A 13957-nucleotide genomic window follows, 5' to 3' on the forward strand; every position below is an offset into this window, starting at 1 on the left:
TATGCGGATGCGAGTGGGCGGCGGTGCTCTGTTCGACGGAATCTTCACTCGTTGTGACAGGGTTTCCCCGACCGGACGCCTGTCTACGGAGTGCCCGCGTAGAAATGATCTCCCCGATTCCGTCGCTACCGCCTCGTCCGGTCATGACCTCTGGTGGCCGCCGGGTGACTGGCGGGGGACCGGCGGGAGGCCGGCTGGAGGCTTGGGTGCGGACTGTGGGTCGATTGTGTGCGGGCTGTGGGAGCATGTGGCGGGTCTTGGCGGATGCTGTGCGGCCCGGACCGGATGCTCTCCGCGCTCGTCCTGCCCGCCGCCACCGGAGCTCATCGAGGAGACGCACATGGCCGTCAGGGGCCAGGCGAAGGGCTATCTGCGCAGGGTGGTGCAGCGGTCGGGCTTCGACCTCGTCCGCCGGCCCGGCTGGGAGGTTCCCGCCGGCATGGACGCCGAGGCACTGGCCACGATCCGCGAGTGCGCCCCGTACACCCTCACCGACCAGGCGAAGGTCTTCGGCCTCATCCAGGCGGTTCGGTACCTGGTCCGTAACGACATCCCGGGCGACGTGGTCGAATGCGGGGTGTGGGCCGGCGGATCCACGATGGCGGCGGCCCGCACCCTGCTGCAGCTCGGTGACACCAGCCGCGACCTCTACCTGTTCGACACCTTCGAGGGCATGCCGCCGCCCACCGACGCCGACATCGCCCCGGACGGGCAGACCGCCGCGGGTCTGCTCGCCCGTTCGGACCCGGCACAGGCCGACTCCGCCTGGTGCATCGTCTCCCTCGACCAGGTCAGGGCGAACGTCGCCCGCATCGGCTATCCGGCCGACCGGATCCACTTCGTCCAGGGGAAGGTCGAGGACACCATCCCCCAGCACGTGCCCGACCGCATCGCCCTGCTCCGCCTCGACACCGACTGGTACGAATCCACCCGGCACGAGATGGAGCACCTCTTCCCCCGCACGACCCCGAGCGGCGTGCTCATCGTCGACGACTACGGCTGGTGGAAGGGTGCGCAGCAGGCCGTCGACGAGTATGTCGCCGCGCACCGCATCCCCATCCTCCTCAACCGGCTCGGCCCGGAGGGCGGCGCCGTCGGCGTGATCCCCGGCCGGTAGCCGGCTCAGAACCAGCCCGCCGGGTGTAGACGAGCAAGTCGGGTCCGCGGGCCGATGGGTCAGAGCGTGACGCGGCGGATGGTGGGCAGCCGTGACCGGGTGAACAACCAGCCGCACGCCACGGCCACGAGCGGCACGAGCACGACGATGCTGGTCAGGCTCAGCCAGGGTGGGACGAACTCCCAGCTCGGGTCGAACGTCCCGGAGCCGTGGCGTTGCATCCAGATCAACGCGAGGCCGGGCACCCCGCCGGCTACGACCCCCATCACCGCCCCGGTGCCGGCGATCACTGCGGCCTGGCTGGCGGCCAGCCGGCGGCGTACCCCCGGGCTTGCCCCGACGGCGGCGAGCGTCGCCAGGTCGGCGCGACCGTCTGCCGCGGCGAGTCCGACCGCGATGCCGGTGGCGCCGAGGGTGATCACGGCGCCCGCGACCGCCAGTGCCACCAACCCGATGTCGTAGGCGCTCTGGTAGCCACGTTCGACGACGAGGCGGCTGTCGATTCCGGCGTCCGCCAGTGCCGAGTCCGCCCGCTTGGCCTCGGATGCCGTGGGCACCCGGGTCGTGCTGGCGACCACCGCGTTGGGCATGACCGCGTACCCCCGCGCCAGTACCAGCGCCGGTGGCACGACGACCATGTCGATCGGGGTACCGCCGGTGCGCCTGACGAGCCTGGCGGGCAGGACGAGCGTCCGTTCGCTCGCCCCGACACCGGACTGCGCGGGATCGTAGGGCGGACTGACCTTCACGACGACGTTCCCGTCCGCCTGGAGGTACTGGGGGTTCGTCACGGCGGCGACGCCGGCCGCCACGACGGCCCGGACACCGGGGTAGCCGCCGTTGCTGGCGACGTCCAGCGCACTGCCGTCGTCCACCACGACGTCGTTGCGGACCCGGATGAGCCCCCGTTCGCCACACCGTTCGTCGACCGACGCGTCCCACGGGGCCAGGCCGGGGCCGTACGTCGCGTCGCAGACGAGGTCGCTGCGAGGGTCGGGGTAGGCGGAGGACGAACTGTCTGCGGAACTGCCGATGGTGTAGATCGGCGCGACCCTGTCCACGGGCAGGTTCGCGCGCAGCAACGCCTCCGCCTGCGCCGCCGGATGCGGCTGTTCCGGCCCGTTCGGTCCCCACCGCGTCAGGTCGAGCACCACGCCCCCGGGGGCGGCCGACGGCTGGTAGGTGAGCCGGTCGTGGTTGTCGAGCGCGGCGACGTAGAGCGAGATCGCCACCGATCCCGAGACCGCGGCCACCACTGCCCCGACGGCGGGGGCGGTGCGACCACGCTGGCGAGCCGCGTCCCGCAGGGCCACCCGGGGAGCGACCGGCAGCCGCCTGGCGGCCCTGGCGATGAGCTCGACGATCGATCCTGCGGTCGCGATCAGGCCGAGTGTCACGACCGCGGTACCGGCAAGCACCGGCAGCGGTTCGGCGGTGGCCGCGCCGAGCGCCGCCAGACCAACCCCCACCGCGACCGCGGCCACGCCGAGCGCCGGAACTCGCCTCGGGGTGACGAGCGGACCTCGTCGACCGGCCAACGCCGCGACGAGGTCGACCTTGCTGGCCTGCCAGGCCGGCACGACGGCAGCCGCGACGGCGGTGAGCGTCCCGACGAGGACGATGAGTGACAGGTCGAGCAGCCGGACGTCGGTGTGTGCGAAGTCGCCTTGTTCGTAGTGCTCGAGGACGGGCAGGGCCGCCGCGCCGACGCCGGCGCCGAGCCCGGCGGCGGCCACGGAGGCCCCGAAACCGACGACGAGGCCGCCTGCGAGCACGATGTTGCCGATCTGCCTGCGGTTGCCCCCACTGGCGGACACCAGAGCGAGATGCCGGATGTTGCGCCGAGCACCGACCGCGAACGCCGGCCCGGCCAGCAGCGCGACCTCGAGCAACACCAGGCCGACGGCCGTGGCGGCGACCGCCGCGTCGAGAGCGGTGGAGGTGCCGGAACTGCCCGGCACCTCGGGCACGTCGCTTGCGCGGGGCGGATTGGCGAACACCGCCCGGCTCACCACGACCGCACCCAGCTGATTCAGGCGCAGCACATCGTTCCAGGTGACAGGGCTCGGACCCACCGCGTACAGCGTGTCGCCGCCGTAGCCCGGGGTGCCGGTGGCCGGCAGCAGGCCCGGCGTGCCGAGCACCGCCCTGGTGTTGCGGTCCTCGTTGAGGCGGGCGACTCCCACCACGTCCACGACGCGTACGCGCCCCTCACCGCCGGCGGGAGGGTCGGCACTGGCGGTGGGAGAGTCGGCGGCCGCACGGCCCGGAAGCTCGAGCTGCATGGTGTCGCCGACCCCGACGCCGAAGTGCCTGGCGAACGAGGCCGTCACCGTGACCTCGCCCTCCTTTGCCGGCAGTCGGCCCGAGGTGATGGTGACCAGGCATGCGAGGCGGGGGTCAGTCCAGGCGGCCTGGTGCAGGTTCGCCCGAACGAATCGGCTGCCGGGGTGGGTGCCGGCGTGGGCGCCGGGGTCGTCGATCCGGAACCGCGCGTCGTCGGCGTCGCGCACGGTGGCGAGCCGGTCCCCGGGCGGCAACGCCGCGGCGAGGTCGGCCCGCGCCTGCTCGACGTCGGGCAGACGGGCCGGCCAGCTCGCGTCGGGGTCGACCGGACTGGTGTTCTCCGCGTCGGGGCTCTGCGCCATGGGGAGTCCGAAATTCCAGCCGGCGAACCGTGCCTGCAGTTCGGGGTGAGTGCCGAGCTTGCGCCAGACGTGCTGCGAAGGGCCGTCGTCCGCCGATCGGGCGATGACGTCGACGGCGGAGACCATGAGGACCGGTAGCCCGATCATCACGGCGACCAGCAGCGTGCGGCCCTTGGCGCGCAGCGCGTCGCGTCGGGCGACCCGCAGGGCGGCCCGGCCGGCGGGGAATCCAAGCTTCGTCACCGCTCGGCTCCGCCCGGTGTGCTCCCGCTGTCGCCGCTGCTGTCCCCGTCGCTCGGTCCGGGGTCGGTCCGTCCGGGGCCGAACGGTGGGCCGTCGGCAGATCGGCTCCCGTGCGGGCGGGTCGACGTGCTGTCGAGCAGGGACTCGGGGGCCGACGGTTCGCCGGTGGAGTCGACCACTATGCCGTCCCGCAGGAACACCACCCGGTCGGCCCACCCGGCGTGCCGCGCCTCGTGGGTGACGAGGAGGCCGGCGGCGCCGGCGTCGCAGCGGGCGCGGAGCACCCGCATCACCTCGCTGCTGGTCGCCGAGTCGAGCGCGCCGGTCGGCTCGTCCGCCAGCACGAGCCGCCGGGGGCCCACCAGCGCCCGGGCGATCGCGACGCGCTGCTGCTGGCCGCCCGACATCTGGTCGGGAAACCGGTCGGCGAGCTCGGCCACGCCCACTTCGGTCAGGGCGGCCACGGCCTCCTTGTGCGCCTTGCGCGTGGCCACGCCGTCGAGTTCCCGGGGGAGCGCGACGTTCTCGGCCGCGGTCAGCGCCGGAACGAGGTTGAGATCCTGGAAGACGTAGCCGAGGCTGCGTCGACGCAGCGCCGCGAGCGCCTTGGTGGACAGCCGTCCCAGCGCCGTCCCGTCGACGAACACCTCGCCCGACGTCGCGATGTCGAGCCCGCCCGCCAACGTCAGCAGGGTGGACTTGCCCGAGCCGGACGGGCCCATCACGGCGACCAGCTCCCCGGGGTAGACGACGAGGTCCAGCCCGCGCAGCGCGACGACCTGGGTCGCGCCACCGCCGTGGACCCGGGTCACGCCGCGCATGCGCAGTACCGGGGTCGAGGTGGGAGGGGCCGCGCCGGGGGGCGCGGGCTCCGGCATGCGGGGGGGCGCGATCGAGGTCATCGTCCGCTCTTTTCGGTCGTGGCCGCGCCTGGGCGGCCTGGCGAGGACAGCGCCGTGGTCGGTGCGGCCGGCGCGGGAGCACCGCTCGGGCTGGCGTCGGTGGGGGCAGCTCGGCGGGCCGTCCGCTCGAGCCGGGCCTCGACGTGGTCGAGCCAGCGGATCTCGGCCTCGGCGGCGAACACGAGGCTGTCGAGCACGAGCAGCCAGGCGGTGTCGTTCGACTCGTCGGCCCGGCGGCTAAGCCTGGTGTACTGCTGCACCGCGCGCATCGTCTCGGTGCGCTGGCGCTGCACGACCGCCTGCACGTCGACGCCGGGCAGCGTGACGGCGAGCGCGAGTTTGATGGCCAGCTCGTCTCGGGCCGGAGCGTGGCGGGTGACCGGCGCCGACCACCATTTCTCGGTCTCGGCGCGGCCGGTCTCAGTGAGCTGGTAGACGGCTGTCTGGTCATCGGCGTTCCCGGCGGTGTCCGCCGGCTCGACGAGCCCGTCACGTTCGAGCCGCTGCAGCGTGGTGTAGACCTGCCCGATGTTGAGCGGCCAGGTCGAGCCCGTGCGTGTCTCGAATTCCGCCCTGAGCTGGTAGCCGTACATCGGGCGCTCGGCGAGCAACGCCAGCAGCCCGTGTCGGATCGACATCACGCCTCCCAGGTACCTGCGGGGTACGGCATACCTGGTATTCACATACTCGGTATGGTCCGCCCCTCCTGGGACACCATACGCGGTATGGCATACCCAGTATCTACCCGCGGGCCACCGGAATCAGGCACCTCCGGACCCGGGCGCCCCGGCTCCCGGGTCTGGACAGCCCCCGCCGGGCGGTGGCCGGCGGGGATCAGAACCAGCCGCGGCGGCGGCCGAGGTGCTCGAGCTGCTGGTGGAGCAGGCCGGTGAGGGCGTGCCGGTCGGTGTCGTGGTGGGCGAGGCGGAAGCGGCTGAGCTCGTCGCGGCCGGAGGACAGCAACCCGCCGCGGCGGTCGGCCTCGAGCACGACGTCCATCCCGGCGCCGTCGACGAGGAAGGTCACCTCCAGCTCGGAGATCCGCCGGGCGTACTCGCCGGCCGGCTTGAGCTCGATCTCCTGGTAGAAGGGCAGCTCGGAGCCGTGCAGCCGGCCCTTCTCGACGTCCGCGGACTTGAAGTGGAAACCCAGGTCGCCGAGCGCCGCCAGCACCGCCTCCTGCACCGGCAGGGGATGCACGCCCACCGGATCCAGGTCGCCCGGGTCGACCGCGCCGGGAATCGCCAGCTTCGTCCGCACGCCGATCTTCATGCCGTGCAGGTGCCAGCCGCCGACGTCGGTGATCGGCGTCTGCCACGGCACGGGCAGCTCGAACCGGCCGCTGATCTGCTGGCCCGGGTTGATGGTGAAGCCCCCGCCGACCTGCTGGGTGCCGAAGGTGACCTGCTCATACCAGGTCGAGTCGTCCCGCTCGACCTCGACCGTCGCCTCCAACGCGACGAGGACCTTCTCGATCTCCTGGTCGACCTTGCCGCCGGTGATCGTCGTCGTGCCGGTCACGACCTGACCCGGCAGCGTCTCCGGACGGTCCAGCACGGTCTCGACCTCGGCACCCCCCACGCCGAGCCGCGACATGAACCGCTTCATCCCCATCGTGCGTCCGTCCCCTTCGTCGACTGATCCCGGCGCCGTCGCCGGGAGCGTGCCCGTCCGTCGCCGCGTGATGGCGCGACCGCCGGACACGCTCTCACATCTCTACGACAGCCCGACCGAGGGAAACAGCCGCAGGTCGGCAAGGTGACATCGGTCGGGACGCTCGGGACAGTCCGTGACGAAGGCGGAGGACGCCGACGGGGCGGGGCATCCGCCTGCGGGGCGAACCGGTACCATTCCGCTTCGTGACCTGCATCGTCGGGGTTCAGCAGGACGGCCGGGTCGTGATCGGTGGGGACAGCGCCGGTGTAGCCGGTTGGTCCATCACCGTGCGCGCGGACACCAAGGTGTTCCGTAACGGTGAGTTCATCATGGGCTTCACCGACTCGTTCCGGATGGGCCAGCTACTCCGCTACAGCCTCGTCCCGCCCGTGCCACAGGACTGGGACCTTGACCGGTTCATGGCGACCGACTTCATCGCGGTCGTCCGCGACTGCCTGCGCGAGGGTGGGTTCGCGCGCAACGACTCCGGCAACGAAAGCGGCGGGCTGTTCCTCGTCGGGATCCGCGGGCACCTCTACCGCATCGACTCGGACTACCAGATCGGCCGCAGCGTCGACGACTACTACGCCGTCGGCAGCGGCGACGAGTACGCCTGCGGCTCCCTGCACAGCACCCGCGGCCTCGACGCGGAGCAGCGCGTGCAGCTCGCGCTGGAGGCCGCCGCCCACCATTCGACGGGCGTCTGCCCGCCGTTCCACATCATCTCCTCCGACGACGTCTACGCCCCCGACGGCTCCGTCAACGCCGGCTGACCACCGTCGGTGGGATCAGCCGTGCGCGGTCATTCTGGCGTTGTCCCCGGCTTGGCGGGCCGCCTCCGGCGTTGGCGGAGTGCGTGGATGGACTCGACGTGCCGGGTGGCGCGGGCGAGGATCCCCGCCGGCTGCGGCCCGGGGACGATGGGTGGTGCTCCGACGAGAACCCGGCCGTCGACAGTGCGTGCGGTGACGGTGCCATCCGTGTCCCGGCTGAGGCTGATGTTCTCGTCGTGCACCGCCCGATGATGGGTCGAGCAGAGCAGCAGCAGCCGATCGATGTCCGTGTCGCCTCCGCGGCCCCACCAGGTGAGGTGGTGCAGGTGCAGCCAGCGGGTATGCCCGCAGCCCGGGTACTGGCAGTGGCCCTGGTCGCGCAGGTAGACGGCGTCACGCAGCCGCTGTCCGGGGAAACGGTGCCGCCGGCCAAGGTGCAGCGGGTTGCCGTCAGGGTCGGTGACCAGAGCGCGGATCAGCCCGTCGCAGCCCAGACGCTCCAGAACGTGCCGCGACAGCCCGACGCCCCCGTCGACCTGCGCCCACGCCCCGGTCCCGATCCGCGCCACCCCCCACAGCCCCTCGGCGCTGCTTTCCGACCCGGCCGGGTCGCATGCCCTGTCTGCGGGGCTTTCCTGTAGGTCCGCGGCGTCGTCCCCACCGCCTGCATCATCGGCGGCCATGGTGCCGTCGTCTGTGGTGAGTTGCACGGTCAGGGTGTGCCCGGGGTTCATCAGGCCCGGAGCGGGCCGGTCGAGGAACCCGTCAGCCAACGCGACCAGCGCGTCGGCGTCACGCTGGCGATCCCGCCCCGCCCCGACCCTCTCCCCGTCCGCCGGCATCCCATCGCCCACCGCATCACCCGCACCCGCATCGCCCGTGCCGGTGCCGCCCGCGGCGGCTTCGCAGTCTGATGCTTCGCCGTCGGCTGGGGGGTGGTCGGGGGCGAGGGGGGCGGTGTCCTCCAGGCTGGTCCGGGCGGCGTTCAACGCCGCGATCAGCCGGGCACCCTCGTCCGCGGACAACACCGCACGCAGACGCAGCATCCCGTCGCCGTCAAACGTCCACGTCACCCGCCGTGCCGCCTGACGGGTCTTCGGGTCCCCGTTGGCCTGCCGGTAGGAACGGACGAGACGTTCCATCTGCCCCGCCGAGCAGCGCCGAGCCCGGGTCAGCCACATGCCTTCGGTCGCGGAATCGGCGACCCGGGTCACCGCGCGGACCTTCGCATACGACAGCATGCCCGCCGCGAACGCCGCGCGGATCAGCGGAAGGCCCTCCAACGCCCGGGCGGTGGCGACCTGTTCGCGGGCGGTGCGCAGGCCGAGGCCGCACCGCCACGCCAGCCAGTGCGCACACGAACCCATCCCGACCCCCGACCAGCCCCCACGCCGATCGAACGCCGCCACTGCCAGCAGCCACCCACACGTCGCCGCCGCGATCCGCCCCGCCCACCGGCAGATCACCTCCTCCACCTCCTCCAACGGCACCGCCTCGACATCCACGCCGATCAGCGCGGACACCTCCGACGACAGGAGGGACGGCAGGGGAGGAGGGGACGTGGACGCTGTGCTCATCAGGATCACCGGGCCAGAGGTGTCATCGGTCGACGGACACCGGCATCGTCGCACCCGGCACCGACAAAAACCCACCACAGGATCAACCAGGGCGGGTCGGATCGCGGCGGTGCGGGAAGGCCCTCCGATGCTGCAACCAGTACCACACCCAGAGACGACCTTGATGTTCCGCGGAACACCGCCACACACCACCGTGCGGACCCGAGCCCCTGCCCCGGCGGGCATGTGCGGATCGAGACAGCGGCTGCAGCGCGGACTCGGCGCTGCGCACGCTCCACACGTACACCCCGGTCGGGTTGACGCCGCTCCACTTCGGGTCGGTGCGGATCAGCTTGTCGGTGTGGCAGGGCGTGGGTGGGTCAGCGACGCAGGCGCTCCACGGCCAGTGCGGCGAGCGCGCGGGGGCCGGCGACCGGGGTGAAGCGGTCGGCGGCGGCGCTGAGCGCGGCGTACTCGTCGGCGGCGAGGTCGAGGTCGGCCGCCGCGGCGTTGCTCTCCACCTGGGCGACGCCGGACGCCCCCGGGATCGCCACGACCTGCGGATGGCGGATCGCCCAGGCCAGCGCGATCTGGGTGGGGCTCGCCCCGTGCGCGGCGGCGACCTCGCGCAGCACGTCGAGCAGGGGCGTCGCCCGGGCGAGGTTCTCGGTTCCGAACAGCGTGTTGGCGCCCCGAACCCGTCCGCTCGGGCGGTTGGTCACGTCGTAGCGGCCCGACAGCAGGCCCTGGGCAAGCGGGCTCCAGGCGATGACGATCCGGGACTCGCGGGCGGCGAAGTCGAGCAGCGCGGCGCCACGGCGCGGCCGGGCCAGGCTGTACTCCACCTGGTTGGACAGCACCGGCGCGCCGAGGGCCGCGTCGGCCTCCTGCCAGCGGGCCAGCGAGTAGTTGCTGACCCCGACGTCCCCGACGAGGCCCACGGACCGCAGCGCGGCCATGCCCCGCATCGTCCAGCGGTCCCGGATCGCCGGGTTGGGCTGGTGCACCTGGTAGAGGTCGAGGTGGCGCACTCCGAGGCGGTGCGCGCTGGCGACCGCGCGCTGCTCGACGACCGGGCCCACCGGCACGATCGGCAGGAACTTGGTCGCCACGTACGCCCGGTCGAGCGCGCCGGGAACCGCGGCCAGCGCCGCGCCGAGGATGCGCTCGCTGCGTCCCAGGCCGTAGACCTCCGCCGAGTCGAACAGGGTGATCCCGAGCTCGAGCGCCCGGCGGACGATGAGCGCGGCGTCGGTGTCGGCGTAGCGGCTGCCGTAGCCCCACTGCCCGGACCCGAACTGCCAGGTACCCAGACCGATCTTCGAAATCCTCTTCGGACTGGTGGTGACGGTGCCCTCCACGTAGCGCATTCGCCCAGTGAACGCCATCCTCCCCACGGGACGCGAGAGGAGGTGTCACGCTGGTGACCTGTTACGGTCACGCGCGCATGGTGTCCCGTGGGTGACAGCGCCCGCGTGCCCGGAGTGTTCGGCTGGGCAGGTGGGTAGCTGCTACCTTGCCCGCAGTCCGATTCGTGCGTGGATGCGGGCGCAGGCGGTGGGCCGGGCCGCCGGCCGTCCCGGCAGGCGTCGGGGCGGCGGCAGGCGAGTGGAGGGAGCGCGTTGGTCACCCAGTTCAGCCGCGGGCAGAAGGCGCAGCTCTCGGCGGTCACCCAGAGCACCGACCTGTACGTCGGGATCCAGATCAGCGCGCCGGGGGAGTGGGACGTCTCCTGCTTCGGCCTGGACGGCGACGACCGCCTCTCCGACGACCGGTACTTCGTCTTCTTCAACCAGCCCTCCTCGCCGGAGAAGTCCGTCGAGCTCCTCGGCCCGCAGGCCGGGGACACCCAGGCGTTCCGGGTCAGCCTCGACCGGGTGCCCGCCTCGATCGGCCGGCTGTCGTTCTGTGCGGCGCTGGACGGCGTGGGCAGCGCCGCGGCGATCACGTCGGGCTACCTGCGCATCGTCGTCGGCGGCGCCGAGGTGCTGCGCTACTCCTTCACCGGCGCCGACTTCACCAGCGAACGCGCGGTGATGATCGGCGACCTCTACCGCAAGGGCGTGTGGCGCGTCGCCGCGGTCGGCCAGGGCTTCCAGGGCGGCCTCGCCGAGCTCATCCGCTCCTACGGCGGCGAGGTCGCCGAGGAGGAGCCGCCCCCCGCCTCCGCCGCACCGGCGCCGCCGAGCTTCGCCGCCCCGCCGGCCGCGCCGCCCCGCCACAATCAGCGCAAGGCGCCCACCCCGCCTCCCGGCGCGCCGGGTCAGCCAGCCCCGGCCGGCGGGCCGCCCCCCGCCGGCCCCGGGTACGGCGGCGCGCCGGTGCCCGGCGGCATGCCCGGCGCCCAGCCGCCGGTGGGCGCGTTCGGTGGTCCCGAGCCGCTGCCGTCGCAGGTCCAGCCGACCCCGCCGGGGGCGATGAACAGCCTCGCCCCGTACCGGGAGGTGCCGACGGCCGGGCGCTGGACCCAGCAGAACGGCAAGCTGGTCAAGGTCACGCTCGGCCCGGACGCGCTGGCGCTGCGCGGGTCGATGGTCGCCTACCAGGGCAACGTCGAGTTCGACTACAAAGGCGGCGGGCTGCGCGGCCTCATCGAGGGCAAGCTGACCGGTCAGAGCCTCAAGCTCATGACCTGCAAGGGATCAGGCGAGGTCTTCCTCGCCCAGGACGCCGCGGACCTGCACATCGTCGAGCTCGGCAGCTCGTCGCTGTGTATCAACGCGAAGAACCTGCTGGCGATGGACGCCACCGTCCGCACCGAGGTGCGCCGGATCGAGAGCGCCGGCATCCCCGGCGGCGGCCTGTTCCACTTCGAGGTCTCCGGGCCGGGCTCGGTGGTCGTCATGACCAAGGGATCGCCGATGACCCTGCCCGTGCAGGGCCCGACGTTCGCGGACATGAACGCGCTGGTCGCGTGGACCACCGGCATGCGGGTCAGCGTCTCGACGCAGGTGCGGATCTCCCGGCAGATCTACGCCGGCAGCAGCGGGGAGGCCCTGGCCCTGCAGTTCATGGGGTTCGCCGGTCATTTCGTCGTCGTCCAGCCGTACGAGGTCTGAGCGTGACGACGATCGCGGGAGCGTGCCCGGCGGGTCGCCCGCCGGCGGGAGGGAGCGGGCCGTGCAGGGCAGCCTGATCCAGCACTACGGGCCGACGCCCGTCTTCGAGCGGATGAGCAAGCACGGCTCCAAGATCGCCAAGGTGGTCATGAACCCCGGGCAGGATCTGTTCGCCCGGGTCGGGTCCATGATCGCCTATGAGGGGCTGATCGACTTCAACCCGCAGCCGCCGCAGCTCGGCCGGATCGCGTCGTCCTGGGCGACCGGCGAGGGCGTGCCGCTGATGACGGCGACCGGCCAGGGGTTGCTCTACCTCGCCGACTACGGCAAGGAGGTCATCGTCGCGCAGCTCGCCGGCGAGGGCCTGTCGGTCAACGGCAAGAACATCCTGGCCTTCGACGCGGCGCTGGAGTGGAAGATCGAACGCGTCCGCGGCGTCACGATGCTGTCCGGGATGGGGATGTTCAACGTGGTGCTGCGCGGCCATGGCTGGGTCGCCCTGACCGCGAAGGGCAACCCGATCGTGCTCGACACCCGGGAGGCGCCGACGTTCGTCGACACCGACGCCCTCGTCGCCTACACCGACGGCCTGCGCGTCGAGCCCCGGCGCACCGCCCGCCTCGGCGGCCTGATCGGGCGCGGCTCCGGCGAGGCCTTCCAGCTCGGGTTCTCCGGGCAGGGCTTCGTCGTCGTCCAGCCGAGCGAGGACGAGCGGCCGAACATGTCGCTGCGGGGCTGACGCGACATGGCATCCGGTGACGGCATGCGCCTCCTGGACGGCGCGCGGATCGTTCGCGGTGGGCGGTTCGTTCGCGGTGGGCGGTACTTGGACGGCGGGCGGTTCGTTGACGGGATGAACGGCGGCGGCGCGCGCCGGGCGCTGCGGACGGCGGAGAGGACTGCGACATGACGCAGGGCGGAGCGTACGGCGGTCCGGGCGGCCCCGGTTACCCGCCTCCCGGTCCGGGCTATCCGGGTCCGGGTGGCGGCTACCCGCCGGGTCCCGGCGGTCCCGGTCAGGGTGGCTACCCGGGCGGTCCCGGCCAGGGTTATCCGCCCGCGCCCGGTCAGCCCGGCCCCGGCGGGGGCTACCCGGGCGGTCCGGGTGGGCCGGCCGGCGGGATCCGTAGCAGCCTCCTCGACAATCCAGAACGGCCCTCCGACGAGCCGTTCTCCCTGCAGAACAGCAAGATGCTGCGGGCGACACTCGGCGCCCGCGGGATGCGTGAGTTCTACGCCCGCAAGGGCGCGATGGTCGCCTACCAGGGTGCCGCGAACTTCGACGCCCACTGGGAGGGCTGGGGAGGGCACTTCCGCAGCTTCTTCAGCGGCGGCGAGGGCCTCAACCTCATGCAGGTCTCCGGCTCCGGCTCGGTCTTCCTCGCCAACCAGGCGCAGGACATCCACATCCTCGACCTGGCCGGCGACGGGCTGACCGTCGACGGCAAGAACGTCCTCGCGTTCAACTCCGACCTGAACTGGGACCTGGTCCGGGTCGACAGCCAGGTCGGCATCGCCGGCGTCGGCTCCTACCAGGTGGAGCTGCGTGGCAACGGCAAGGTCGCGGTCTGCACGTCGGGCGCGCCGCTGGTCATGCACGTCACCCACCAGAACTACTACTTCGCCGACGCGGACGCCGTCGTCGGCTGGTCGACGAACCTGCAGGTGTCGATGCAGGCGGCGGTGACGTCCTCGGCGGTGTGGCGGCCGCGCGGCAACACCGGGGAAAGCTGGCAGATGCAGTTCAGCGGCGAGGGCTTCGTCATCGTGCAACCCTGCGAGCTGCTGCCCCCGTACAACGCGCTGGCCGGCGCCGGCGCGGCCGGTCATTTCGGTCTCGGCCAGGGCGGCTTCGCCGGCAACCAGCTCGGCGGCCACCACGGCCAGGGCGGCCAGGGCGGGCCGGGCGGTGGCTTCGGCGGCGGCGGTTTCGGTGGTTTCGGCGGCGGCGGCATGGGCGGCCTGTTCGGCAACCGCTGACGCCCTCGGGTTGGTCGGCCGGC

The 13957-nt window shown here is 72.7% G+C and carries 11 protein-coding genes; 5 read left to right on the forward strand and 6 right to left on the reverse strand.

Features of this window, described 5'->3' with window-relative positions:
• The first annotated feature begins 340 nt into the window (after window positions 1-340).
• Window positions 341-1117: a TylF/MycF/NovP-related O-methyltransferase gene (locus AC5R91_RS30390; RefSeq protein WP_495394716.1), complete on the forward strand. Its 777-nt coding sequence runs from the start codon at window positions 341-343 to the stop codon at window positions 1115-1117.
• A 59-nt stretch (window positions 1118-1176) separates the two neighbouring features.
• On the opposite strand, the gene AC5R91_RS30395 is transcribed toward AC5R91_RS30390, so the two are convergent.
• The 4 genes from AC5R91_RS30395 to AC5R91_RS30410 form a co-directional block, all read right to left on the reverse strand.
• Window positions 1177-4008, reverse strand: a complete 2832-nt coding sequence (locus tag AC5R91_RS30395) for an FtsX-like permease family protein (protein WP_495394717.1) — start codon at window positions 4006-4008, stop codon at window positions 1177-1179.
• The gene (locus AC5R91_RS30400) at window positions 4005-4910 is read right to left on the reverse strand and encodes an ABC transporter ATP-binding protein (RefSeq protein WP_495394718.1); all 906 of its coding nucleotides are present in this window, start codon (window positions 4908-4910) and stop codon (window positions 4005-4007) included. The genes AC5R91_RS30395 and AC5R91_RS30400 overlap by 4 nt, the downstream gene beginning before the upstream one ends.
• Window positions 4907-5548 (reverse strand): PadR family transcriptional regulator, encoded by a 642-nt coding sequence (locus AC5R91_RS30405; RefSeq protein WP_495394719.1) that lies wholly within the window; start codon window positions 5546-5548, stop codon window positions 4907-4909. The genes AC5R91_RS30400 and AC5R91_RS30405 overlap by 4 nt, the downstream gene beginning before the upstream one ends.
• Before the next feature lie 196 nt (window positions 5549-5744).
• The gene (locus tag AC5R91_RS30410; RefSeq protein WP_495394720.1) at window positions 5745-6524 is read right to left on the reverse strand and encodes a sporulation protein; all 780 of its coding nucleotides are present in this window, start codon (window positions 6522-6524) and stop codon (window positions 5745-5747) included.
• Between the two features lie 245 nt (window positions 6525-6769).
• Here AC5R91_RS30410 and AC5R91_RS30415 point away from each other — a divergent pair, with 245 nt between their 5' ends.
• On the forward strand, window positions 6770-7339 hold the full coding sequence (locus AC5R91_RS30415; RefSeq protein WP_044887389.1) for an Ntn hydrolase family protein: 570 nt from the start codon (window positions 6770-6772) through the stop codon (window positions 7337-7339).
• Window positions 7340-7368: 29 nt separating this feature from the next.
• On the opposite strand, the gene AC5R91_RS30420 is transcribed toward AC5R91_RS30415, so the two are convergent.
• The gene (locus AC5R91_RS30420; RefSeq protein ID WP_495394721.1) at window positions 7369-8916 is read right to left on the reverse strand and encodes an HNH endonuclease; all 1548 of its coding nucleotides are present in this window, start codon (window positions 8914-8916) and stop codon (window positions 7369-7371) included.
• 359 nt (window positions 8917-9275) lie between these two features.
• Complete coding sequence (locus AC5R91_RS30425) at window positions 9276-10283, reverse strand: aldo/keto reductase (RefSeq protein WP_495394722.1); 1008 nt, start codon at window positions 10281-10283, stop codon at window positions 9276-9278.
• A gap of 234 nt (window positions 10284-10517) precedes the next feature.
• Between AC5R91_RS30425 and AC5R91_RS30430 the strand changes: the two genes are divergently transcribed.
• The 3 genes from AC5R91_RS30430 to AC5R91_RS30440 all read left to right on the forward strand — a co-directional run bounded on the left by AC5R91_RS30430 (window position 10518) and on the right by AC5R91_RS30440 (window position 13934).
• Window positions 10518-11954, forward strand: a complete 1437-nt coding sequence (locus tag AC5R91_RS30430; protein ID WP_495394723.1) for a TerD family protein — start codon at window positions 10518-10520, stop codon at window positions 11952-11954.
• A 61-nt stretch (window positions 11955-12015) separates the two neighbouring features.
• Window positions 12016-12693 carry an AIM24 family protein gene (locus AC5R91_RS30435; protein WP_495394724.1) on the forward strand — a complete coding sequence of 226 codons (678 nt, stop codon included), beginning with the start codon at window positions 12016-12018 and terminating at the stop codon, window positions 12691-12693.
• Window positions 12694-12860: 167 nt separating this feature from the next.
• Window positions 12861-13934: an AIM24 family protein gene (locus tag AC5R91_RS30440; RefSeq protein ID WP_495394725.1), complete on the forward strand. Its 1074-nt coding sequence runs from the start codon at window positions 12861-12863 to the stop codon at window positions 13932-13934.
• The last annotated feature ends 23 nt before the right edge of the window (window positions 13935-13957 follow it).

This window comes from Frankia sp. BMG5.60, from assembly GCF_059428125.1.